This window comes from Mycoplasma sp. 4013, assembly GCF_054353875.1.
The window spans coordinates 84,419-108,865 of the sequence record NZ_JBTHHK010000003.1 but is presented as its reverse complement, the minus strand read 5'-3'; the positions used below and the strand labels follow the sequence as shown (position 1 = coordinate 108,865).

At 30.1% G+C, this 24,447-nt stretch carries 25 protein-coding genes and 1 tRNA gene; 19 read left to right on the top strand and 7 right to left on the bottom strand.

Features of this window, described 5'->3' with window-relative positions:
* Positions 1-2: 2 nt before the first annotated feature.
* The 7 genes from atpE to atpC are packed head-to-tail and all read left to right on the top strand — an operon-like array spanning position 3 to position 5,749.
* Complete coding sequence (atpE, locus tag ACXYRO_RS01795) at positions 3-377, top strand: ATP synthase F0 subunit C (RefSeq protein ID WP_458597529.1); 375 nt, start codon at positions 3-5, stop codon at positions 375-377.
* 3 nt (positions 378-380) lie between these two features.
* Complete coding sequence (gene atpF / locus ACXYRO_RS01790) at positions 381-956, top strand: F0F1 ATP synthase subunit B (RefSeq protein ID WP_458597528.1); 576 nt, start codon at positions 381-383, stop codon at positions 954-956.
* Positions 956-1,504, top strand: coding sequence for an ATP synthase F1 subunit delta (gene atpH / locus ACXYRO_RS01785; RefSeq protein WP_458614130.1), 549 nt, complete (start codon positions 956-958; stop codon positions 1,502-1,504). Before atpF ends, atpH begins: the two co-directional genes overlap by 1 nt.
* Positions 1,505-3,079: a F0F1 ATP synthase subunit alpha gene (gene atpA, locus ACXYRO_RS01780; RefSeq protein WP_435129333.1), complete on the top strand. Its 1,575-nt coding sequence runs from the start codon at positions 1,505-1,507 to the stop codon at positions 3,077-3,079.
* Positions 3,079-3,930, top strand: coding sequence for an ATP synthase F1 subunit gamma (gene atpG / locus ACXYRO_RS01775; protein ID WP_458597526.1), 852 nt, complete (start codon positions 3,079-3,081; stop codon positions 3,928-3,930). The genes atpA and atpG overlap by 1 nt, the downstream gene beginning before the upstream one ends.
* Positions 3,931-3,942: 12 nt before the next feature.
* A complete protein-coding gene (gene atpD / locus ACXYRO_RS01770; RefSeq protein WP_458597525.1) occupies positions 3,943-5,343 on the top strand; it encodes a F0F1 ATP synthase subunit beta in 1,401 nt (466 codons plus the stop codon).
* A complete protein-coding gene (gene atpC, locus ACXYRO_RS01765) occupies positions 5,336-5,749 on the top strand; it encodes an ATP synthase F1 subunit epsilon (protein ID WP_435129342.1) in 414 nt (137 codons plus the stop codon). Before atpD ends, atpC begins: the two co-directional genes overlap by 8 nt.
* Positions 5,750-5,826: 77 nt before the next feature.
* On the opposite strand, the gene ACXYRO_RS01760 is transcribed toward atpC, so the two are convergent.
* Positions 5,827-5,902, bottom strand: a tRNA-Lys gene (locus ACXYRO_RS01760).
* 125 nt (positions 5,903-6,027) lie between these two features.
* On the opposite strand from ACXYRO_RS01760, the gene ACXYRO_RS01755 reads away from it, so the two are divergent.
* The 3 genes from ACXYRO_RS01755 to ACXYRO_RS01745 all read left to right on the top strand — a co-directional run bounded on the left by ACXYRO_RS01755 (position 6,028) and on the right by ACXYRO_RS01745 (position 10,258).
* On the top strand, positions 6,028-6,477 hold the full coding sequence (locus ACXYRO_RS01755) for a hypothetical protein (protein ID WP_458607558.1): 450 nt from the start codon (positions 6,028-6,030) through the stop codon (positions 6,475-6,477).
* Positions 6,478-6,499: 22 nt separating this feature from the next.
* Positions 6,500-7,726 carry a hypothetical protein gene (locus ACXYRO_RS01750; protein WP_458614129.1) on the top strand — a complete coding sequence of 409 codons (1,227 nt, stop codon included), beginning with the start codon at positions 6,500-6,502 and terminating at the stop codon, positions 7,724-7,726.
* A gap of 99 nt (positions 7,727-7,825) precedes the next feature.
* Positions 7,826-10,258: a PTS transporter subunit IIABC gene (locus ACXYRO_RS01745; RefSeq protein ID WP_458614128.1), complete on the top strand. Its 2,433-nt coding sequence runs from the start codon at positions 7,826-7,828 to the stop codon at positions 10,256-10,258.
* A 26-nt stretch (positions 10,259-10,284) separates the two neighbouring features.
* On the opposite strand, the gene ACXYRO_RS01740 is transcribed toward ACXYRO_RS01745, so the two are convergent.
* Genes ACXYRO_RS01740 through ACXYRO_RS01730 form a run of 3 tightly spaced genes read right to left on the bottom strand, consistent with a single transcriptional unit; the run spans position 10,285 to position 12,268 of the window.
* Positions 10,285-10,788, bottom strand: a complete 504-nt coding sequence (locus ACXYRO_RS01740) for a dihydrofolate reductase (protein WP_458614127.1) — start codon at positions 10,786-10,788, stop codon at positions 10,285-10,287.
* A complete protein-coding gene (locus tag ACXYRO_RS01735; RefSeq protein WP_458614126.1) occupies positions 10,781-11,629 on the bottom strand; it encodes an MAGa7180 family putative nuclease in 849 nt (282 codons plus the stop codon). Before ACXYRO_RS01735 ends, ACXYRO_RS01740 begins: the two co-directional genes overlap by 8 nt.
* Complete coding sequence (locus tag ACXYRO_RS01730; protein WP_458597519.1) at positions 11,630-12,268, bottom strand: hypothetical protein; 639 nt, start codon at positions 12,266-12,268, stop codon at positions 11,630-11,632.
* A 443-nt stretch (positions 12,269-12,711) separates the two neighbouring features.
* Between ACXYRO_RS01730 and argS the strand changes: the two genes are divergently transcribed.
* The 3 genes from argS to fba all read left to right on the top strand — a co-directional run bounded on the left by argS (position 12,712) and on the right by fba (position 15,582).
* Positions 12,712-14,367, top strand: a complete 1,656-nt coding sequence (argS, locus tag ACXYRO_RS01725) for an arginine--tRNA ligase (protein WP_458607553.1) — start codon at positions 12,712-12,714, stop codon at positions 14,365-14,367.
* 82 nt (positions 14,368-14,449) lie between these two features.
* The gene (rpoE, locus tag ACXYRO_RS01720) at positions 14,450-14,707 is read left to right on the top strand and encodes a DNA-directed RNA polymerase subunit delta (RefSeq protein ID WP_435129364.1); all 258 of its coding nucleotides are present in this window, start codon (positions 14,450-14,452) and stop codon (positions 14,705-14,707) included.
* 8 nt (positions 14,708-14,715) lie between these two features.
* Positions 14,716-15,582 (top strand): class II fructose-1,6-bisphosphate aldolase, encoded by an 867-nt coding sequence (gene fba / locus ACXYRO_RS01715; protein ID WP_458597517.1) that lies wholly within the window; start codon positions 14,716-14,718, stop codon positions 15,580-15,582.
* Between the two features lie 54 nt (positions 15,583-15,636).
* Here the strand turns inward: fba and topA are convergent, their stop codons facing one another.
* Positions 15,637-17,475 (bottom strand): type I DNA topoisomerase, encoded by a 1,839-nt coding sequence (topA, locus tag ACXYRO_RS01710; RefSeq protein WP_458614125.1) that lies wholly within the window; start codon positions 17,473-17,475, stop codon positions 15,637-15,639.
* 359 nt (positions 17,476-17,834) lie between these two features.
* Between topA and rpsF the strand changes: the two genes are divergently transcribed.
* From rpsF to rplL, 6 genes are all read left to right on the top strand, one after another.
* Positions 17,835-18,251 carry a 30S ribosomal protein S6 gene (rpsF, locus tag ACXYRO_RS01705; protein ID WP_458597515.1) on the top strand — a complete coding sequence of 139 codons (417 nt, stop codon included), beginning with the start codon at positions 17,835-17,837 and terminating at the stop codon, positions 18,249-18,251.
* Positions 18,252-18,260: 9 nt separating this feature from the next.
* Positions 18,261-18,818 carry a single-stranded DNA-binding protein gene (locus ACXYRO_RS01700; RefSeq protein WP_458614124.1) on the top strand — a complete coding sequence of 186 codons (558 nt, stop codon included), beginning with the start codon at positions 18,261-18,263 and terminating at the stop codon, positions 18,816-18,818.
* 17 nt (positions 18,819-18,835) lie between these two features.
* Entirely contained in the window at positions 18,836-19,096 is a 261-nt protein-coding gene (rpsR, locus tag ACXYRO_RS01695) for a 30S ribosomal protein S18 (RefSeq protein ID WP_458597513.1), read from the top strand.
* Between the two features lie 88 nt (positions 19,097-19,184).
* A complete protein-coding gene (locus ACXYRO_RS01690) occupies positions 19,185-20,471 on the top strand; it encodes an HAD family acid phosphatase (RefSeq protein ID WP_458614123.1) in 1,287 nt (428 codons plus the stop codon).
* A gap of 221 nt (positions 20,472-20,692) precedes the next feature.
* Positions 20,693-21,196, top strand: coding sequence for a 50S ribosomal protein L10 (rplJ, locus tag ACXYRO_RS01685; RefSeq protein WP_458597511.1), 504 nt, complete (start codon positions 20,693-20,695; stop codon positions 21,194-21,196).
* 35 nt (positions 21,197-21,231) lie between these two features.
* On the top strand, positions 21,232-21,603 hold the full coding sequence (rplL, locus tag ACXYRO_RS01680; protein ID WP_458597510.1) for a 50S ribosomal protein L7/L12: 372 nt from the start codon (positions 21,232-21,234) through the stop codon (positions 21,601-21,603).
* A 107-nt stretch (positions 21,604-21,710) separates the two neighbouring features.
* On the opposite strand, the gene ACXYRO_RS01675 is transcribed toward rplL, so the two are convergent.
* Positions 21,711-22,244 (bottom strand): hypothetical protein, encoded by a 534-nt coding sequence (locus ACXYRO_RS01675; protein WP_458597509.1) that lies wholly within the window; start codon positions 22,242-22,244, stop codon positions 21,711-21,713.
* 54 nt (positions 22,245-22,298) lie between these two features.
* Positions 22,299-24,413: a DNA (cytosine-5-)-methyltransferase gene (dcm, locus tag ACXYRO_RS01670; protein ID WP_458614122.1), complete on the bottom strand. Its 2,115-nt coding sequence runs from the start codon at positions 24,411-24,413 to the stop codon at positions 22,299-22,301.
* Positions 24,414-24,447 lie beyond the last annotated feature (34 nt).

Sequence of the window (24,447 nt, the reverse complement as noted above, 5' to 3'; positions counted from 1 at the left end):
AAATGATTTTAGATTTACTTACAAAATTAGCCGATGGAACAACCTCTACTACAGCACCTGCTTCAAATGCTGCAGCTGCAGCAAAAACAGCCATATCAAATTCTGCCAGTGATATGGGATCTAAGGCAGGAACACACATTGGTTTAGGTTTAGTAGCAGTTGGTGCTGGATTAGCAGCAATCGGGGTTCTTGGTACTGGAGTTGGACAAGGATATGCTGCTGGTAAAGCAGCTGAAGCAGTTGGACGTAATCCGGAGGCTGAAAGCAAAATAAGAACTATGTTAATTATCGGTGTTGGTATTGCTGAAACAGCTGCGATTTATGCTTTCGTTACTGCGATTATTATCTTATTCGTTTTCGCAAGTAAAGTAGTCTAGAAAATGATTACTACATCAGTTGCTGCAGCAGTAAAGTTTGAGTCAAGTTCAGATGTAGGACAAGCTGTAGCAGGAAAATTTGAAGGATTATTTCCTAGCATCCCAATTATGATTGCAACTATTATTGCATTTATAATTGTTGCTATTATTCTCTGAATTTTCTTTTATAAACCCATTAAAAAAATGATGAAAGCACGCAGAGATTTTGTTCAAAACAATATCGATGAATCTGTAAGACAAAAAGAAGCAAGTATTTTAGCTCTTAATAAAGCAAATGAAAATCTTAAAAATGCCCACACACAAGCAGATAACATCATTACAAATGCTAAAATAAAAGCTGAAAAAGTTGCTGAATTTTATACCATAAAAGCACAAACCGAAGCAAAAAGGCTTTTATCTGAAACTGCTTTGGATATCAATGCACAACAAAAAGAATTTCAACAAAATGCTAAAAAATACATTGTTGAAGTAGCTACAGACCTTTCGCAAAAGATTCTTAGACGTGAAATTAGTCAACAAACACAAGATGAAATTGTAAATCAATTTTTAAATACAGATAAAGATGTTGAAGACTTATAATGCAAATTAAAAAGAACATTCAAGCTTATTCTGTAGCTATATTTGATTTAGTTCATGAAGCAGATAAATTTCAACAATTACATACCCAATTTGAAGCAGTCAAAGAAATTTTTAGCAAACATCCTGAGTTTGTTGATTTCTTTAAAGATGAGTTTGTTCCTGAAGAAGAACGTTTGAAAACTGTTGATTTAGCATTCAAGGACTTTGATTGAATTATTATTAATGCTTTAAAAGTTATAATAATGCGAAAGGTTGCCAAATATATTCGTAAAATCATTATCGAATATTTAAAACTTTCAAACCGTGAATTAAGAATTCGTTTTATTGATGTTATTTCAGCTTTTCCACTAACAAATGAGCAACTTGAAAAAATAAAAACCAAAATTCAAAATAAAACTCGTCGTACCATTGAGATGATCAATCATGTTGATCCATCTTTAATTGCAGGGATAAAAATTGTGTCACGTAGTGAAACAGTTGAAATGAATATCAAAAACAACTTAGAAAAACTAAAACATGAACTTATAAAATACGAAAAGGAGGTGTAAATGGCAATTAAATTAGATGATATTTCAGCAATTATTAAAGATCGCATTCAAAATATGGGATCTAAAGTAGATTATTCTGAAATAGGACGTGTAATTTCAGTAGGTGATGGAATTGCTGTTGTCACCGGATTAGATAAGGTTAAAAATAGCGAGATAGTTATTTTTAACAAAAGTGTCTATGGTTTAGCATTAAACTTAGAAGAAGAAACCGTCGGGGTAGCACTATTTGGTAATGCTAACTCAGTTTCTGAGGGTGATTATGTTGAACGTACCGGAAAAGTTATCTCTGTTGAAGTAGGAGATGCTCTTTTGGGTCGTGTAGTCGATGCTTTAGGAAATCCAATTGATGGAAAAGGTAAGATCGCTGGAACTCACCGTTCAGAAATTTTTAAAAGAGCATCAGGTGTAATGTCACGTCAAGAAGTTAATCAACCACTTGAAACAGGTATTTTAGCAATCGATACAATGATACCAATTGGTAAAGGACAACGTGAGTTAATTATTGGAGATCGTCAAACCGGAAAAACAGCCATTGCAATTGATACTATTATTAATCAAAAAGGTAAAAATGTTAAATGTGTTTATGTTGCAATTGGACAAAAAAATTCTACCGTTGCTCAAATAGTTCAAAAACTTTCTGATTCACAGGCACTTGAATATACCACAATTGTGGTTGCAGGTGCTTCAGAACTTGCGCCACAACAATATATTGCTCCATATACAGGAGTTACAATTGCTGAAGAATGAATGAGTAAAGGACAAGATGTTTTAATTATTTACGATGATTTATCAAAACATGCCATTGCATATCGTACCTTATCATTACTTTTAAGACGTCCACCTGGTCGTGAAGCTTATCCTGGTGATGTTTTCTATCTACACTCACAACTACTTGAACGTGCTGCTCGTTTAAATTCTGAATATGGTGGTGGTTCAATTACTGCATTGCCAATTATTGAAACACAACAAGGTGATATTAGTGCTTATATACCTACTAATGTAATTTCAATTACAGACGGACAAATTTTTACCAAAGAAAGTTTATTTAATGCAGGACAACGGCCAGCAGTTGACATCGGTTTTAGTGTTTCACGGGTAGGTTCTGCAGCGCAAACTAAGGCAACAAAGCAAGTTGTAGGTTCATTAAAATTAGAACTTGCACAATACAATGAAATGCAAGCTTTTGCACAATTTGGTTCAGATTTAGATGATTCAACTAAAACTATTTTGGATCATGGAGCAAAGGTATATCAACTTTTGAAGCAAGAACAATACTTTCCTATCCAACAACAAACCCAAGCGATTATTTTGTTAGGTGTCAAAGAACGTCTTATCAACCCGCTTCCTCTTGATTATATGCACGAATACCGTGATCAAGTAATTAATTGAGTTACTAATGATAGTGAAGGAATGCAAGTATTTAAAAACATCACTGCAAGTGGAAAGATTTCAGAAACAGATTATCAAGTAATTGCTAAAAAATTAGCAAGCATCATTGAAGGTATCATTGCGACTATTCCGAACTATGATAGACGTATGTACAAAGAAATGCCATCAAAATATAAGGTTGCATAATGCCGAGTTTAAATAGCTTAAAAAATCGCATTTCAGTAGTTTCTAATACTCAAAAAATTACCAATGCGATGGAATTGGTTTCAACTTCCAAATTAAGACGTTTGCGCAATGAATACACCCGAATACAAGCATATAAAGAAACATTAGAAGATACTTTCAATGAATTAATTTCACATGTTAGTTCTCGTCAATTTTATGAAATTTTTCCTAAAAACGAAGGAATTGATGGTAGCGTATATATTGTAATCACAAGTGATTTAGGTTTATGTGGTTCATATAATTCTAATATATATAAAATGTTAAATGAAAATCTTAAACCACAAGATAAAATTGTTGTAATTGGTACCAAAGGATTTAGTATGATAAATTCTGCGACAATTAAAGCACAAATGATTAAATATTACATTAATAACGGAGATAAAATTACATATAAAATTTGCAATGATATCACTAAAATCGCATTCGAGTTATATAGTAAAAAACTAGTTTCGCAAGTGAAATTAATTTATACTAAATTTATCAATAATATTAATCAAGAACCACGATTAAAAACACTTTTTCCACTAGATTTTAGTATTCAAAAACAACATAATGCACAAATTATTGAATTTGAACCCTCTGCTGAAGAAGTGCTTTCCGATTCAGTTCCGATGTATATTGCAAGTATGATATATGCTTTATCAGGTGAATCAAAAATTTCAGAAATGGCATCACGTCGAAATGCAATGGAAAATGCAACCAATAATGCTGAAGATTTAATTAAAGAACTTAGATTAGAGTTCAACAGACAACGTCAAGGAAAAATTACTCAAGAAATTACCGAGATTGTTGCTGGTGCTGATGCAACTTAATAAGGAGAGAATATGAAACAACATAATGGAACAATTGTTCAAATTTTAGGACCTGTTGTTGATGTGCGTTTTAGTGAAGGAAAACTTCCAAAACTTCTTAATGCTTTAACTATAACAACTGATAATGGACAAGTTTATACATTAGAAGTAGCGCAACATATTGGTGACGATACTGCTCGAACCATTGCGATGGGTAGCACAAATGGGTTGCAACGTGGAATGACAGTTGTTGATACCAAAGCACCTATTTCGGTTCCGGTTGGAAATATTGTTTTAGGTCGTATTTTTGATGTTTTAGGTAACCCGATTGATGAGTTACCGCTTGAAGGTGAAATAATCCGTGCTCCAATTCATGCTCCTTCTCCATCATATGAAGAACAAAAAACATCTTCTGAAATTTTAGAAACCGGGATTAAAGTTATTGACTTATTAATCCCATATGCAAAAGGTGGAAAAATAGGTTTATTTGGTGGTGCAGGAGTCGGAAAAACAGTTTTAGTGCAAGAGTTAATCAATAACATTGCTACCCAACATAATGGTCTTTCAGTGTTTGCTGGTGTCGGTGAACGTACCCGTGAAGGTAATGATTTATACCACGAAATGAAAGCAGCTGGTGTGCTCGATAAAACCGCCTTAGTCTTTGGACAAATGAACGAATCACCTGGAGCTCGTATGCGTGTTGCTCTAAGTGGTTTAACTATGGCTGAATACTTTCGTGATAAACAAAATCAAGATGTGTTATTGTTTATTGATAACATCTTCAGATTCACCCAAGCAGGTTCAGAAGTATCAGCACTTTTAGGACGTATGCCTTCTGCAGTTGGTTATCAACCTACCTTAGCAACTGAAATGGGTGCTTTACAAGAACGGATTACTTCAACACGTCGTGGATCAATTACATCAGTTCAAGCTGTTTATGTTCCTGCCGATGATTTAACTGATCCAGCTCCTGCAACAACATTTACCCACTTGGATGCTAAAACTGTTTTAGACCGTGGAATTGCATCCTTAGGAATTTATCCTGCTATCGATCCACTTAACTCCGCATCAAGATTACTTGATCCTCTGGTAGTTGGAGCGGAGCATTATAATGTTGCACAAAGTGTAATTTCGATTTTACAACGCTTCAAAGAACTACAAGATATCATTGCAATTTTAGGAATGGGTGAACTTTCTGAAGAAGATAAAAAAATCGTTGCACGTGCCCGTAGAATCCGTAACTTTTTATCACAACCTTTTACTGTCGCTGAAAAGTTCTCAGGAATCAAAGGACAATATGTACCTCTTTCAAACACCATACGCAGTTTTAAAGCAATTTTAAATGGTGATTATGATTCATATCCTGAAGATATCTTTAGATATGCAGGAAGCATTGAAGATGTAATCGAAAGATACCAAAAGAATAATGGCTAATACATCATATCTTAAAATTACTGCACCAAATGGAATTGTTTATGAAGGTAAAGTATATATTGTTACCTTAAAAACACCTAAAGGTTACATTGGATTGCAACCAAACCGATCTCCATTGTTTTCAAGTATCGAAATTGGAACCTTGAAGATTGAAACATCTAAATCTGATACTTTAACATATTATATTGGTGGTGGAATAGTTTATGCAGACCAACATAAAATCAATATTATAACCGATGATATTATTGATGTTAAAAAAATCGATATAGAACGAGCTAAAAAGGATGCTGCATCATTAACTGAGGCAATTAAAAGTAATAAAGATACAGTTGATTTAGCCTTATTAGAAACGAAACTTAAAAAAGCTTTGTTTCGAGTTGATACATATAATTTATTCAATAAATAACACCTTTGGTGTTATTTTTATCCTTGGGTAACAAAAACCTACTAATTGTATTAGTAGGTTTGATCATAAAAATGAAATGGTACATCGTACAGGGTTCGAACCTGCGACCCGCTGGTTAAGAGCCAGCTGCTCTACCGACTGAGCTAACGATGCAGGAATATTATAAACCTTTTTAACAAAAATATAAAAATATTTTTATCCTATCCAAACTATCCAATTATTTTTGTTCTTTTTTAGTTCTTAAATATACATTTTCTTATATATATAACGAGGTAAGAATGAAACTAGATGAAAAATTTAAACTAACCAGCAATATCAAACTTTTTAGGTTATACAAAATGAGCGAGAAACTCAGTAAATCTATAAGTAAATTTACTGAGCAGCAAACTGAGCATTTGCTTCCGATTTTATATATAGGTGATGATATTATTTTTGGTGAAGTGCGAGCACAGGATAAAACTGAAAATATTGAGACAACTGATTTATATAACCATGAGAAAATGTGGGATGTTGCTTTATATTATAAAAATTTCTATCGGATGAACTCAAAAATCTTAAAAGAATATATTTATGAAGATGAGCAAACCATTTCATTAGGACATGTTAGTGAAGTCAATGAGTTAAATATTTTAGATAAATTAAAATACTGTTTTACAAGTTTAGATGCTGATACTAAATTAACATATATTTATCCGAAAAAAACTGAAAATAAAAGTATTGCTAATTAAGAGTTTCTGCTAAAATTTTGACATGAATATTTTAACGATTGAAAAAAAGTTATGAAGGTATTGATTTACCAATACATTCATTAAACTCTTATTTATAGGTTTGCTAGTATTTAGCATCGTTATCATTCCGAGTCTTAATTTAGTTGATATCAAAATCAAGCAAGACTCAGATCTTGCTTTTTTATTTTTATTTGATGTAATTTTGTTTATTTTAAGCATCTTTTTTGGATATTATGAGCAATTTTACTGAAAAAAACTACTTTATAAGCATTTGGATGATAAATATCAAACAAATAGGTTTTTAAAACTATTAAACATCTCTTTTTATACATATTTATCAGGACCATTGTATCGAGCATATTTATTAATTTCATTATTTTTTGAAGATGGTAAATATCATTTTATGTTTAAATATGCAAGACGTAAAAAATATGGTTTCTCAATTCAAGATATTTCATTTGCAGGAATTTTATTTGCCTTATTTTTAACATTAACTTTAATTAAAAACTTTACAGCAGCTAGAATAATCAATTTAGATTTTGAATTTGCTTTTTATATTCTCTTTGCTTATTTTTTAGGTAAATTCAAAGGTGCTTTATTATCATTTATGGCTGATTTTTTTGGATTGCTGTTTTCAGGAAGAATCGGTTTCTATCATTGAGTTTATGCCATCGTTCCGATTATTGCAACAGTATTGATTGGATGATTTATTGATTTATTTAAAAAACATAAACAAACATCGATGATTGTGATGAATATTGCATTGGTTGTTATTTTTGTTATTTTGCTAGTTGTATTTTTATCACAAGTTAATAATCCTAAAGGAATAAGAATTTCTAAAACCTTTGGAGTTTCAAAAATATCACTTGCAGCTGGGATAATTTTATTAGTTTTTGCTGCTGCATTTATATTTATTATGATAGCCTTAACTATTTATTATTTAAAAACTAAAAATGATTCACAAAGCAAAAATAGAATTGGCTTTTTAGTTCTATCATTCTTTTTAACAGTTGCATTAATTGTTGTAGCCCGTTGAATTTGAGGACCATTTGCATTCATTCGTTTTGCTAACTACTTCTTAGGTCGTAAATACACATTATCACAACACTATTTAATATTTATGACACCAATTGTAATTAGATCACTGATATCAATTCCAATTTATGTTTTTATTCTATATATTATCCTGCTTCCGTTATCTATAATGAAGAAGCAATATGAAAAAAAAGAATATGGTATTACATATTAATAAGGATTCGTTTCCTTATTTTTATAAAAAAATTAAATAAATTTGCTATGTGTTATAATTTATAAGTTATAAGAAAACAAAACTATATAAGGAAAAAAAATGAAATCAATTAAATTAATGTTTCAGAGATCGACACAAAAGAAGAAATTAAATAACTCTGGATCTGGTAAGGTTCGTAAAGTGTTATCAAAAATTTCTGGTGCTTTTATGTTACCGATCTCCGTTATGTCTATTGCTGGTTTATTTTTAGGAATCGGTGCAGCAATTGCAACTGGTGCTGATGAAGGAAGCACTGCAAATATAATAGGTAATTTAGTTAAACAACTAGGAGACCCAGTTTTTGGTGCATTACCATTGTTATTTGCAACTGCCTTTGTGATTGCATTCACGGATGAAGCAGGAGTCGGAGTGTTTGCTACGATAATTGCCTTTTTAATCTTTACTGCTGTTCAGAGTGTCTTTATTTTTGATCATACAGTAAAGTATATGGGTAAGGAGTGATTTAATGGTGCATTACGAGATTCTGTAAAAACAAAAATAACTGGTTATACAATATTCTTTCAAGGAGCAGGACGTAATCCGCAAAACTTAGTTAAATTAGTTGGAACTACCTTAGGGATTAAGTCAATGCAAACTTCAGTATTTGGTGGGATAACAATCGGATTATTAGTGCAATGATTATATAATCGTTTTCACACCATACAACTCCCACAAGTTATTTCTTTCTTTGGTGGTAAAAGATTTGTTTCAATAGTTGCAATCCCTGCTGCATTTATTGTTGCAATCATCTTCTTAATTTTTTGACCATGGATTGGGGTTGGATTAAATGTTTTTGGAACAGCACTTGGAAAAGCTCCATATGGTATAGAATCACTTGTTTTTGGTATCATCGAAAGATCGTTAATTCCATTTGGATTACACCATGTATTCTATGCTCCATTATGATATTCAAGTGTTGGTGGAGATTTAAATACATCACTTGTTAATTGACAACAAGGATTACAAAAAGAAAATATTACATTAATTCCAGGTGATACATTAACTACATTAATAAAAGCTATTACTAAGGACCCTGATAAATACCAAGGTGATTCAACTGCTGCATTATCGCTTGTTGGGATGCCAAACAATATTGATTATACCTTGCAGCAAGCAGGTAAACCTGATTTGCATATATCTAAACAATTATTTGTCTTTGTCGCAGATGAATTAGGAACAAAGATAGGACGCTTTACTGATGGTAAGTTTGGATTTATGATTATAGCCCTTCCTGCAGCTGCAGCCGCTATGATTATGGCTGCTCCAAAAGAAAATCGTAAAGTTGCCTTAGGAACAGTGCTACCAGCCGGATTTACAGCAATGCTTACAGGTGTAACTGAACCAATCGAATTTACCTTCTTATTTTTAGCACCATATCTATTCTGAGGTTTCCATGCATTTATGGCTGGATTGTCATTTATGTTTGCTAACTTAGCTGGTGTGCATATTCCACAAGCATTCTCAGGTGGATTGTTAGACTTCTTTATTTATGGAGTAATAAATGTAGCAAAAGGAACTCATTTCTGATGAACACTTGTTATAGGTGCTGCTTATGCACCAGTATACTACTTTGTCTTCTACTTTGTAATTAAGAAATTCGATCTTGCTACTCCAGGACGTGGAGGGAATACTAAACTATTTACAAAAGCAGATTTTCAAAATAAAAATGCTCAAGTAAATGATGAAGCAGCAAGCGAAATAGATCCTACTGCCTTAGCAGTGGTTGAAGCATATGGTGGTTTAGAAAATATTACAGCTTTTAATAACTGTGCTTCTAGACTTAGATATGATGTTAAAGATGCAAGTAAGGTTGATGTTGATAAACTAAAGGCTGCTGGTGCATTTGGTGTAAAAATTGAAGGAAATAACCATGCACAAGCAATTATGGGTCCTGTTTCTGAGCAACTTAATGCTAAAATAAAATCGCAAAGAGAATTAATTGCTAAATATGAAGCAGAACATAAAGGACTAGAATTTGTTGCTCCTACAACATCACAATCACAGCCAAAAATAATTACTTCGGCTAAATCGCTTGAATTACATACTGCTGCTCGTGGAAAAATCTTGCCATTAGAAGATTTAAAAGACGGTATCTTTTCTGAAAAGATGCTTGGTAATGGTTTTGTAGTTAAATTTGATTCAACTACTGAAGGAAATGTTTATACACCTGCTGCTGGAACTATTGATTTAGTAGCAGACACCAAGCATGCATACGGAATCACAACAGATGAGGGTGTTAAATTGCTAGTTCATATTGGTCTTGATACCGTTAAATTGAATGGACAAGGATTTAAAGACTTAGTTAAAGTTGGTGATAAAGTAAAAATTGGTGATAAGCTTGCAAGTGTAGACTTAGAATTTATTAAATCACAAAACCTTCGCAGCGATGTTATTGTCGTTGTGCTGCATGAAGGAAGTATGTCAAACTTCGAAGTTTATAATAATTCTAAAGCTGACACCACAACTGAAATAGTCGGAATTGTCAGAAAGTAAAAAAAGATACTAACCGTATCTTTTTTTTATCTCTCATGGTTAATATGTTCATATTTATATGTAGTGAATTCTGCTTCTTGATGGATAATATTTTCTGGTATCAATTGGCTTTTATCAATGTATTCAAAATATGTATCACATTTATAAGTACCATTAATCACTGAAACATATACTTCCTTAGTTATTTGTCAATAATCTAAATATAAAAATCTTCCACCACAAATAAAAATATCCTTATCACATTTAAGCATCGCAGCAGTTGCTGGGCCTGAATCAAAGAAAACACGATGTGGTCGTAATTTTTTGTTTTCTGGTATCTCAAAAGGTTGATAATAGGTTAAAACTCAAACTTCCCGATTTGATGTATCAAAATCATCTGGCAAAGAAAAAAAAGTTCTTGCACCAAAAACCAAAACACTATTTTGAGTTATCTTATTAAAAACTTTTAATTCGTTTTTTGTATTTCAAGGAAGATGGTTTTTATATCCAATGCAGTTTTTTTCATCAACTGCGACAATTAATTTAATCAAAAAAATCCTTATCTGCTTTACCGATGGCTTTTCATCTTGCAATTAATTGGTTATATTGTTCATAATTTTCACATTCTAAATATTCAAGTTGATCAGCATCATTACTAAAATCAAATTGTGGAGATGTATCGGTATTAGTATATTTATAATATCAATCCTTAACCAATCGAATATCTTCTTCGACTTCAGCATTATTAACATTAAAAGTATATGATTTGATTTTACGTTTATTTAAATCTACTGCTTGTGGGTTTAAATAATCACCAAGAGCATCGATTAAAAAAGCAGCAATAATTGAATAAGTTGTTATCGGTTTATTTAACTTTTTAGACATTAAATATGCATATAATTGTGCTTGCTTGCGATATGATGCATCAACACCCTCAATTTCTCATTTATCTTTTTTACTTTCACCAGCTGTTTTAATTTCTAAAATTCTATTTAGTGATGGAATATATCCATCTGGAACACCACTTAAAACATCATCAACACCTGCAAAATAATCATAATTGAAGTTTTTTGCTTCATAGTTTTCTATATACAAATTTGGTGATTTTGCTCTTAAAAGATCAAAGATTTTAGGTTCTAAAATAGTTCCGGCATTAATGTATTTTTTACTTAATACAGGTAATTTAAGTCTTGTGATATGACAGAAAGCATTAAATTGTGATTTATATTTATTTTCAATTAAAATATCACCAACACTGCTTCCTCCAATCTTTTTATACCCTCTGAATTTATCAAAAGTTTTTAATTCTGAATAAAATTCGGGTAGCAACTTAATTACCCTATTTTCCTTATCGATAATATAATGTTGTTTGTTAAAATATTTTCTTGCCATTTATTTAAAGAAATTTTTCACAATAGTATTTGCTGAAATTTCTACTCCTTTAAAATCTGCTTCCCATTCTTCATTAATCATAGTGTTTTGTGGGACAATATGGTCAAAACATATATTTACCAATTTATCAAAACTTGTTTCTGTTGAATTATCATCAACACCCACCACAAACTTATTAGCATCCATAAACTTTTCAATTCGAATTGATATCACACGACATTCGTCATCACTTTTTTTCAAAGTTGCTTCTAAATCCTTAACATTCTTTTTAAAGAAGTCTAATTCGTTTGGAAAGCGCAAATCATCTATTATAAATAAGGTGCTTTTGCTGCCCTTAATTGATTGTTTCACAGTTGCTTTTATTTTATCGAAGACACGTGCGCATCAGATGTTGCTATCGATGTTTCGACCTACTTCACCCATTGCAATTCATAACGGACGTACAATTTCTTTATTTATTCCATCTCATTTTATTTCATCTAAAATCGGTTTAGTAATACTTTTTATAGGTTCTGCAAAGGATAAAATATGTACATTGTTATCAAATTTTTTAGCTAACTTTTTAGATAATGCTTGTGTTAGCAATCCTTTTCCACTTCTTCTTTTTCCGTTAATTAAAACTATGGTATGTTTTCTCATCATTCTCCTTTTAATAAAATAGTGTTTTAATATTATATATATAAAATAAATTCTGTTATTTATTTATTATATTTTTTGATTTTTGGTTAATTAGATAACTTGTTTATAAAAATGTATAAAAATTTTTATACCTATGATATAGATAAATAAGTTTTAATAATATATAATAATAAATTAAGTTAATATTCTTAAAATAACATATTTACCTAGTATATAGCACAAAAAGAAAATATAAATAATATGGAAATTTTGCAGAACCATTTTTATTAAGGTGTACACAGTCATTAGAGTCTTTAGATAATATAAAAATCTTTTTTAATTATATAAGCAACATTATTCATGCAGAATTCATAACATCAATAATTTCTAATATCTAAATATTTTACCAAATCCATATAAAAATAATTTTATTTGTTAAAATTTAAATATATAAAGGAAAATAAATGACATTAACACAACTTATAAAAGCAGAATTAATTAATATTGTTAAAAAACTACAAGAATCACATTATTTTGATGTAGATTTTAATGCAGATGATTTAAATTTTATCTTAGGTGAACCTAATTTACCTGTAAAAACAAGTTCGGTTGCAAAAAGATATGATTTATCAACTAATTTAGCATTTGTTTTAAAAGCATATAAAAAAATAAATCCAATGAAAATAGCAGAATGTCTCGTTGAAAAGTTAGCAAATTCATTTAAATTTATTTATCAAGTTGATATAGCTCCACCAGGTTTTTTAAATATTGTTTTAAATGATTCTGCTTTTATTTATATAATATCGAATATCTTAGAGCAAAAATCTTTGTATGCAAAAAATCAAGTAGAAGGACAAAAGATAAATGTAGAATATATCTCTGCTAATCCGACAGGTTTTTTGCATGTTGGTCATGTGCGTGGTGCGGTTTTCGGAAGTACTTTAATTAATGTTTTAAGGCATATTGGATATAATGTTGAATCTGAATATTATATAAATGATGCCGGAAATCAAATTAACATCTTAGTTAATTCATTATATGTGCGTTATGCAGCATTGTTTGGTAAAAATCTTAAAATGTCAGATGAATGCTATCAAGGTAATGATATCATATGAGTAGCACAGCAGGTTAAAGAAAGTTATAATGATTACTTTTTGGATCTTAATACAAATAAACGTAGTGAACTTGAAAACCTTGCTGTTGAGATATTGTTGAATAAAATAAAAGATGATTTAGCAAAACTTAACATTCATATTGATACTTTTACATCTGAAAATTCTCTATATGAGCAAGATATGATTAAACCAGTATTAGAAAAATTAGCTCCATATACATATTTAAAAGATGGTGCATTATTTTTAAAAACCAGTGATTTTGGTGATGATAAAGATCGTGTATTAATTAAATCGGATGCAAGTAATACTTATTTATTACCTGATATTGCATATCATTTGACTAAAATAAAAAAAGCAAGTCGTTTAATAAACATCTGAGGTGCAGATCATTCTGGTTATGTTGCTCGGATGAAAATCGCTTTTCAGTGTTTAGGATATAATCCAAAAAATCTAGAAGTACTAATTATTCAACTAGTTAGATTGATAAAAGATGGTAGTGAATTTAAAATGTCTAAAAGAGCAGGGACATCAGTTACTTTAGCAGACCTTTTAGATGTAAGTTCATCTGATGCGATTCGTTTTATGATGCTAACTAGAGAAATATCAAATAAATTTGATTTTGATATAGATTATGCTAATTCAAATGATACAAATAACCCTGTATTTTTAGTCCAATACACTTATTCACGCATTGTTTCGTTGCTTAAGAAGATTAAAAAACCACATTTAAATAACACTGCCAAATTTACTGATAAGGCTAAAAAAATCATTATAACACTTGATTTATTTTCAGATTTAATTAAAACGATTTCTGTGACATCAAAAGTAAATTTATTAAGTCAATATTTGCTTAATTTGGTAAAATTATTTAACAGTTTTTATGAACAAACATATATTCAAACAAATGAGCAAGAAGAATCATATGCAGCAATGATTGAATCAATAAGAATTGTAATGAAAATTGCTTTAGATTTAATGGGTGTAAATGCACCTGAGCAAATGTAATTGATTCCATATTTTGTTATAATCAAAGTGATTAAATATTTAAAAAAAACAAATAAATATATAAAATAAAAAAGGAGAAATTATGAAAAATACTACAATGTTAGAAGTAGCGATTGAAAAAGTTAACTCTAATCCACTTTATTCATTCACATTCGCAGAACTTTTTGATGCAGTTGAAAAAGAATTAAAGGATAACTGATACTTTAGATTTGTTAAAGGTGAACCTAATTTACCTTATGAAAAAGTTCGTGAAACCAAAATGGGTGAGCTTTATCGTTTGTTAACAGTAGATAAAAGATTTCACAGAAACATAGATGGTAGCTGAAGAGCTGCAAATTAAGGAGAATTATGCCATTAGTAAATGCAAAGGAAATGCTACATAAAGCAAAAGAAGGAAAATATGCGATTCCACATATAAATATTAACAACCTTGAATGAGCAAAAGCTGTGCTTTTAACAGCTGAGGCTGAAAAATCACCAGTGATTATTGCAACTTCTGAAGGAGCAATTAAATATATGGGTGGATTTAATGTTGTTTCAGGAATGATGTTAGGATTGGTTCAGGATTTAAATATTAGTGTTCCAGTCGCATTACATTTAGATCATGGAACATTTGAAGGAGCAAAAAAAGCAATTGCTACCGAAGCATACACTTCATTAATGTTTGATGGATCGCATCTTGATTTTGAAGAAAACTACTCAAAAACCAAGGAATTAGTTGAATTAGCAAAAGAAAAAAATATGTCATTTGAAGCTGAAGTAGGAACCATCGGGGGTGAAGAAGATGGGATTGTAGGAAACGGAGAATTCGCTGATCCTGAACAAGCTCGTAAGATGGCAACACTCGGAATCGATGTCTTAGCAGCCGGAATCGGAAATATTCACGGACCATATCCAGCAAGTTGAAAATCACTTAGTTTTGAAACTTTAACTAAAATTTCATCAGCAGCAGGAATAGGGATTGTATTACATGGAGGCAGTGGAATTCCAAGTGAACAAATTAAAAAAGCTATTTCTTTAGGTGTAACTAAAATTAATGTTAATACCGAACTACAACAAGCAAATCATAAAGCAATTCGTGAATTCATCATATCTGGAGAAGATTTAAAAGGTAAAAACTTTGATCCACGTAAATTATACAAACCAGGTTATGATGCAATGTGTCAAACAGTTCGTGATAAAATTTATGAATTTGGTTCAAACAATAAAGCATAAACTAACGAAAGTTAGTTTTTTTTATCCCTTTGGTCCCGGGATAAAAAAATCACATTACTGTGATTGTTCGATAGGATTACATTCATCGGTGCAACTTTCTGCATGTTTGCATTTAGGGAAGTTTTTGCAACCGATGAATTTTTGACCTTTTTTATTATTACGAATCAGCAAGGTTCCGCTGCAAAGTGGACAAGGACGTTTTAGTTCTTCTAATTTAAATTGCACAACATCAATTTTACCCTCTGCTTTAACAATTTCTTTTTGAAAATTATCTCAAAAAGATTGCATTAATTGATTCTTGTTTAGTTGTGATTCGGCTACCTTATCAAGATCTTCTTCAACTGCTGCGGTGTATTTTTCGTTAAAAATATCTGGAAAAGCTTTAATTAATGTATCATTGACTTTCATTCCAAAATCAGTCGGGATAAGTTGTGTTGAATTTGTTTCAACAAATCCACGATCTTTAATAATATTAACAGTTGAAGCAAATGTTGAAGGTCTCCCAACTTTGATAATATCAAGCATTTCAATTAAACTACCATCATTATATCTCGGAGCAGGCTTAGTTTCATGATCTTCAAAATTAAAACTTTCAACATCTACTTGCTGATGAAGTTTATAATTTGGATCTTTGTTATCATTTTCATAACCAGAAACTACATAATATCCATCGAAAATAACTTTTGAATAAGTTTGTCGAAATTGATATCCGTTGTTATCAAATGTATATGCTTTTGATTCACGAATTGGTTGTTTTATTAGTGCCTGCAAGGTGGTTTCGTAAATCAACTTATAAATTCTTAACTCCGATTCACTGATATTAGGATATGTTTGTTTTAGTAGTTGCGGTGTCATAGATACATCAGTTGGTCGAATCGCTTCATGAGCATCTTGGTCACCACTAAATCCTTTTATTTCACTAGCTACATAGTCTTTGCTTCATTTTGTAGTTATATAACTTTGTGCATTTGATACAAATGAAGCAGACATACGGGTTGAATCGGTTCTTGGATAAGAAATTAATCCACCGTCACCAAAACCTTCATATAATCTTTGCACAATAGCCTGGGTTGTTGCAGCACTAAACGGACTCTTTTTATATAAAACAGATTGTTTTAGTGGGGTAATAGCACCGATTTTACGTTTGGAAACATTAATATCAGTAACCGTTAAAATTTTCTTAGTTTTTTTAATATCAGCTTTATATTGATCAATTTGACTCGGATAAATTCAATCACGATGTTCTGAATCATTTTTTGGATTGAAATAATTTGCTAAAACTTCATTATTAACAAGTTTTGCATTTAATTTATAGTATTTTTCAGGGATAAAAGCTTGTATTTCTCGTTCACGGTCTACAACTAATTTTAGAGCAATTGACTGCACACGTCCTGCAGTAGGTGTGCCGGGAGAATTTTTAAACTTATTTTTAATTAAATTAGTTACTCTAAAACCGATAATGCGATCAAGCATACGACGTGATTTTTGTGCAGCAACTAAATCATTATCAAGTGAGTTTGGTTTTTGAATCGCATGTTTTATAGCATCCTTGGTAATTTCATTATATTTTATTCTTGAATATTTGTTTTCAAGTTTAAAATAGGAAATCAAATGACTTCCGATTGCTTCTCCTTCGCGGTCTGGGTCAGTTGCAATATAAATATGTTCTGCTTGCTTAACTAACTCGTTAATATCTTTTACTACCTTTTTCTTAGTTGAATCTAATGAATATTTTGGTTCTCAATTTTCAAAATCAATTCCAAGTCCATAAATACCTTCGGTTTTCATTTTCAAAAAATGTCCAACTGAAGCAACTACTTTATATTCATCACCCAAATATTTTTGGATGGTTTGAACTTTATTAGGGGATTCGACTATTACTAAATTTTTCATATTCAATAATAATACAATATTTTGTAAGAAAAATTTAAAAAATTTATAGAAATTTATATAATTACTTTCTATAAATTTTTGTTGATTTATGCAATAATAAATATTATAATTTAATGTTTTAATGACAATTATTTGTAAATTTTTTATTTGAGTAAAATTTAAATTTACAAATAACACTAAATTACAGAACTTTTATCCCTTTGATACAGGATTATAAGAATATAAAGTATAAAGCAACCTGTCTATAAATTTAATTTATATTATAGTAACAAAACACAAGAAAATGATAAAATTAATAATGAGTATTATATTAGATACTCCTTGGCTAATTTAGCCCAGTAAAGACCATAAGGAGAAAAATGTTTAAATACGAAATTATGATGATCGTGAATCCAAAAGCGGATGTAAAAGTTGCTTTTGACTTGCTTTCAGAAGTTTTCGGCAAGGGTATAAAAAAAGCTGAAAAACTAGAAAGACACGAATTAGCATATGAAATCAATAAATCAAAACATGCACAATATGTTTTAGCACATGTAGAGGCAGATGCCAAAGCACCTGCAGAATTTACCCGTCGGGCAAATATTATTAAAGATATTTGAAGAACATTGTTAATTAACTTAGATACTGAAAGAGGGATGCATCCAAAAAAAGAAGTAAAACAATCTAAACCAAAAAGAACATATGTAAAAAGAGAAGTTAAAGTTAACGAGGAAAGTGAAAAACCTAGAAGACGTCCAAGAGTTAGTAAACCAGCTGAAACATCTATAAATAAGTAAAAGGTAATTATGAACAGAGTAATTTTAATCGGAAGAACAACTACAAATATTGAATTAAATACTACATCATCAGGTGTTGCTTGAGTAAGATTTACACTTGCAGTAACACGCAGAAGCCAAAGTCGCAATGAAATAACTGATTTTATTCCTATTGTTGCATTTTCACATTCAGCAATTTTGTTAAAAAATTCAGTTCCAAAAGGAACCTTAATTGCTGTAGAAGGTAATTTACAATCAAGTTCTTATCAGTCACGTACATCGAATCAAACAATCAGAAGTTTGGATGTGCATTTAGATACTTTTTACTTCTTAGAATCAAAACGTGTTACTGATGAACGTGCTAAAAATCGTTCTTCTGATGATTTTATCGGCACTAGTCCATTTACTGGTACCAGTTCATATCCAAAAAATACTTATTCAACGGAAAAAGTTGAACCAATATCATCACAGTCATTTTCACCAAATCCTGTAGTTGAAGAGTACCCAAATAAAAAACCAATTGAAGAAAAATTACACGATTTAGGTGATTTAGAATCAGATGTTAATGATGATATTGATATATTTTAGTTAAACCAAGGAGATTTATGGCTTACATTAAACGTAAAAAGAACTTCTCAAATAGAAAAAAAGTATGTGCTTTCTGTGAAGAAAAAGTTAATTATGTAGATTTTAAAAATGTTGAATTATTATTCAAATATATTTCTGGAACTGGATCAATTAAATCAAAATCAATGACCGGAACTTGTGCAAAACACCAAAGAAAGGTTGCTAATGCAATTAAAAGAGCCAGATTTATGGCCTTAATGCCTTATACAATCGTTCGCACACGTAATTTATCAAAATAATATAATATCCCAATAAAATACAGCAAACAGCTGTGTTTTTTATAAAAAAATAATATAATTAAGAATATTAACATTAAAAGGAGATTTAATGAAATTTAAAAAAATATTCTTAAGTTTAGGAGCAGTTTCAGCAACGGTTGCATCAGTAACTGTTGCTGTTGCTTGTCATCCAGAAACTCACGAAAATGCTAAAATTGATTTTAAAAGCATCAGAGTAAATTCAAACATTTGAAATAGCATTTCGGCTGAAAAAGATGCAATGACATTAGGACAATACCGTTCGGCACAAAAACAATTTGATGCTATGGTGCAAGGACAAAAAACATTATTTGATACTGATAAAGTAAAGGTAACAGATAAATCAGTAACTGTTACTAATCCAGAAACAGGTAAAGCAATTCCGGTTGTATTTATGGATATCGATGAAACCATTTTAAATAATTTTGGATATCAAAATTATTTAACTGCTAATGGACTTTCATTTAGTCCTAAAACATGACATCAATTTGTTACTGATGAAGTATCAACAGCAATTGCTGGCGCAATTGATTTTATTAAATATGTATGAAATCACGGTGGAGTTGTAATGTATAATTCTAATCGTGACCAAGCAACTGAATTAGATGCAACTATTTCAAATCTTGAAAAAGCAGGATTAGATGCTAAATACCTACCTAAATGAGCATTCTGAATGCAAGGGGTAGACTTATCTAATGCTAAACCTTGAACAGCAATTGACAAAACTAAAGTTAAAGATTCAAAAGGTAATGTTGTAAAAGAAAAAGTAACTGTTACTGAAAAACAAGCAGACGGAAGTGAAAAAACAGTTGAAAAAGAAGTTGATAAAGAAAAAGTTGTTAACTCTAATAAAGAAGCAAGAATGAACCTTGTAAATAGTAAAGGATGAGATTTATCAGGTGAAAACTCTGATAATGGTAGTTTCGGAAATAATGTTGCTTTAAAAACTGTAATGCGTATTGGGGATAACTTTGATGATTTTAACGATATTGCTAGTCATGGACTTTTAAACATCAATCAAAATAAAGAAAATGATAAAAAACAAGATCGTAAAGGTGTTTTAGAACAAACAGGTAAATTATTTGGTAACTTTGATGCAAATGTTAAAGGTGTTATGTTTACCAAAGACGACAATGGAAATCCGGTTGCATCAAATGAAGCATGATCAGAGTCATATGTTTTAATCGGTGGTAATTCATCATATGGAGGTTTTGAAAGTGGTATAATGAAAGATTACTATAAAACTGTTGCAACAAAACCAAATGATGCTCAAAAAGCTATTTATGAAGCTTTAAAACCATTTACTTGAGAACCTAATAAGAAAGCAAATGAAACAACTCAAAATAAAGCAAAATAAGTCAATTTTAAAAATCATCAATTGGGTGATTTTTAAAATATTAATTTTTTTATACTATATATAAGCAAAAAAAGAAAATAAAAAAATTTACATAATTTTACTATTTTAATATAATTATTTTGCAATACATCAAGACAGTAACGGCAAAATTGCTTAATTATGTTACCAAGTGTATCCTTAAGATTGCTCTTGTATTGCTTAATTATGCGAAAGGGGGCATTATGTCAGAATCAAAATTTAAGTTAGCTAAAAGAGAAGTTGTTTTAGAAATCTCACAAAAGATTCAAGAATCACAAGCACTAGCTTTTGCTGAATACCGTGGTTTATCAGTTTCTGAATTAGAAAATTTAAGAAATGAAGCTACTAAATTAGATGTTGAAGTTAAAGTATATAAAAATCGCTTATTTAAACTTGCAGCAAAAGCAGCCGGTTTAGGTGATTTAGAACAATTTCTAGTAGGTCCAAACATCTTTGTTTTTTCAAAAAACGATGAAATGTCAGCAGCGAAATTACTTACAGCATTTGCTAAAAAACATAAATTAATGGTAATTAAAGCCGGAACCTTCGATGGTAAAGTTGTTGATGCTAAAGGTGTTAAAGATGTAGCGACATTACCTACATACGATGAAGCACTTGCTATTCTTGCAAGATCATTGATGTCACCATTACAACAACTAGGTATGGCACTTAAAATATATGCAGAAAATTTACCTGCTACAGAATAATAAATAAAATATCAAATAAACGAAAGGAATATATTATGGCAAAATTAACTAAAGAAACATTTGTAGAATCATTAAAAGAAATGTCTATTAAAGAAGTAATGGAACTTGTAGAAGCAATGAAAGAAGCATTTGGAATTGATCCGATGGCCGCTATGGCAGTAGCTGCTGCCCCAGCAGAAGCTGCAGTTGAAGAAAAAACAAGTTTCAAAGTTGTATTAAAATCAGATGGTGGAAAGAAAGTTCAAGTTATTAAAGCTGTTCAATCAGTTTTAGGTGTTGGACTTATGGATGCTAAAAAAGTTGTTGATGCACTTCCTGCTGTAGTTAAAGAAAATGTTAACTCAGATGAAGCTGAATCAATTAAAGCAACATTAGTTGCTGCTGGTGCAGAAGTTTCAGTAGAATAATGAAATAACATTAATACCGTTTTAAAGTAGGAATAAAAGATTAACAACTAATTATAAAGTAGGACAAAAAGATTAACAGAATTAATTGTTAATCTTTTTGTCCTACTTTAGTTGAATAGGATTAATAAATAAAATTCCAGATACACAAAAAATAAAGAAAGTATTGGTGATATGAATATTCCAAGTGAAATAGCTATCGAAAATCCAGTATTAATGTTTCTTAACTCTTTTTGTGAACTAGCATAATGATATACAATATTTTTTAGATGAATAAATCGATATGAGTGAATTAAGGAAATTAATATATTAATAGAAAGTAATAAGTAAGAAAATCAAGGTGTATGTGCATTTTTGAATATAAAAAAGAAAGCAACAAAGGGAATGATAAGTGTTATAACACTTAATATATCTGCCAAAAATAAAGCATTTTTATCTTTTAAAAATTTTATAATTTTATTAGCAAATAAATAAGTAATTAAGGTAGGAAGTTGCATTAGAATATAAAGCAGAGAAACGATTCAAAAATCACCAGTAAATTTAAAGATATATAATGAACTACTAAGTTTAAATGCTTCAGAACCGATAGAAGAAAGAGAGATAGCTAATATATATTTTAATAAGTTTGACTTAAAATATTTCATATCATCCTTTCTCGAAGTATTATAATATTATACTCCTTTTGTTGTTAAACATATTTATGTATTTTTAAAATCATTAATTATATGATTTCAAGCAATTTTATGCTCAGAATTTATCTCGTTGTTTTCTTTCATATTGTTAATATAATTTTCGATGAAATTTTCAGTATTATGCAAAAGTCTTAGATAATACTTTATCGATTCTAATACACCATTTACAACTACTTGACAGCCGTGTTCAAGTTTGATTTTATTGATAAGTTGATTAATTCTTTCTGTTTCATCTTGCTTTACCGTAGAAAGCAAATAAAATCTTTGGATACTAGTGTTTTTAAACTTTATGTATGAATCGGCAAGTAATATATCATTAGCTTTTATATTAAATTTAACTTCAATTGCTTCAAATAGTGAACCATCCTTATTTTTGATGATTATATCAGCAACATTCTTGGAACTTTTATCACTACTGTAGTGCGAACTAAGTGGATTTAAAATTTTGTCTTTATATCTATGATTTTCTTTTAGGATACATTGATAGATGCTATATAAAGCAATAACAGGTAGAATTGATGCACCGCGTGATTTATAATTGTAATAAAAATGTCGATTTAAAAGATTAATAATATCATCAATTGTTATTTGTGTCTTATTAGCAAAGGGATTTAAAATATTCACAGATTTTATCTCTTTTTGTTTAATACTTAATGCAAACAGAGATTTTAAATATAACCGTGGATCAATATTTAATTCTTGCACATCATATAAAATACTTAAAAATGCATTCTTGATATCTATGTTACTTATTTTACCTGGATAATCTAAATTATAAGCGAAATTTTGTTCTAAGGTTCTAGTTGTTCATCCTGATTCCTTCATTGCACCTAAAAACTGTTTTTGTTTTAAAAAAGGTGTAATATATTTTGCATCAAAACTTCTTCCACTATATCCATTTTTCATATTTGCTTGATGTAATCTAATGTCTTGATGTGGATGTAGAATTTTATAGACTAAGGAAGTAACTAAAACTGTAAAAACCCCTTTATAACCTTCTTCGTGATCAACTATTATTTGAATATTATGTTTTTGTTTATTATTTAAATTTGTTTTGTCAACTGATGTGAAAGTCAAAGACTCTTTATAAATATTTTCTAAAAATGTTGTTATATCCATATTCTCCCTATTATCTCAAAACTGATGTATCATTTCATTAGCAATTTGCCTTATCATCGGTACACAAACACTATTGCCGATTCTTTCATATAATTTTGAAGTTGACCCAATTTTCTTAAAGTCATCAGGAAAACCCATCAGCTTATAACACTCATTTAAGGTTAATTTTCTGACTTTATTGTTGTCATAAATAAAGTATCTTCCACTTTTTTCTTGCGATGTTATTGTTGGAACTAGTCCTCTTGAAGAATAAATCCGATTCACTTGCTTATGCACTCTTGATAGATGTAAGGTTTTTTTATCGATACCTTTATTACGAATCTTTTTATTTCGATATCCGATAAAAATCAATCCAGATTTTTGTATTTTTATTTGTGATTGATCTAATAATGTGTATTCATTTTGATTTAGATATTCATTAGCATCCTTATCTAAAAATTCTTTCATTGAACTAACTGGATTGATTTTGATTTTATCAAAATCAAACACTTTCCCTTGGTTATTTCCTACGATTACAATTCTTGCTCGATTTTGAGCAACACCAAAATCTTTTGCATTTAAAACTTTGTATGAAACTGTATATCCTAATTCAGTTAATGTTTTTTGCATAATAAAGAAGGTATTTCCCTTATCGTGTTTTAATAAATTAGCAACATTTTCTAAGATGAATGCTTTTGGTTTCTTTTCCTTTAGGATTCTAATGATATCAAAAAATAAGGTTCCACGAATTGCATCGTCGAATCCTTTTTGCTTTCCTGATATCGAAAATGCTTGACAAGGAAACCCAGCACATAGGATATCAAAATCTGGAATATTCTTAGCATCCAGATTGCTAATATCGCAACTAGGATCATCACCAAAATTTGCTTGATACATTGTTGCTGCATGTGCATCAATTTCGCAAGCAAAAACACACTTGGTTATATTACTTTCTAAACCAAGTCGAAATCCACCTATACCAGCAAATAAATCAATAAATTTTATTTCTTGCTTTTTATCCATTATTTTTATTATATCATACCAAAACAAACAAAAC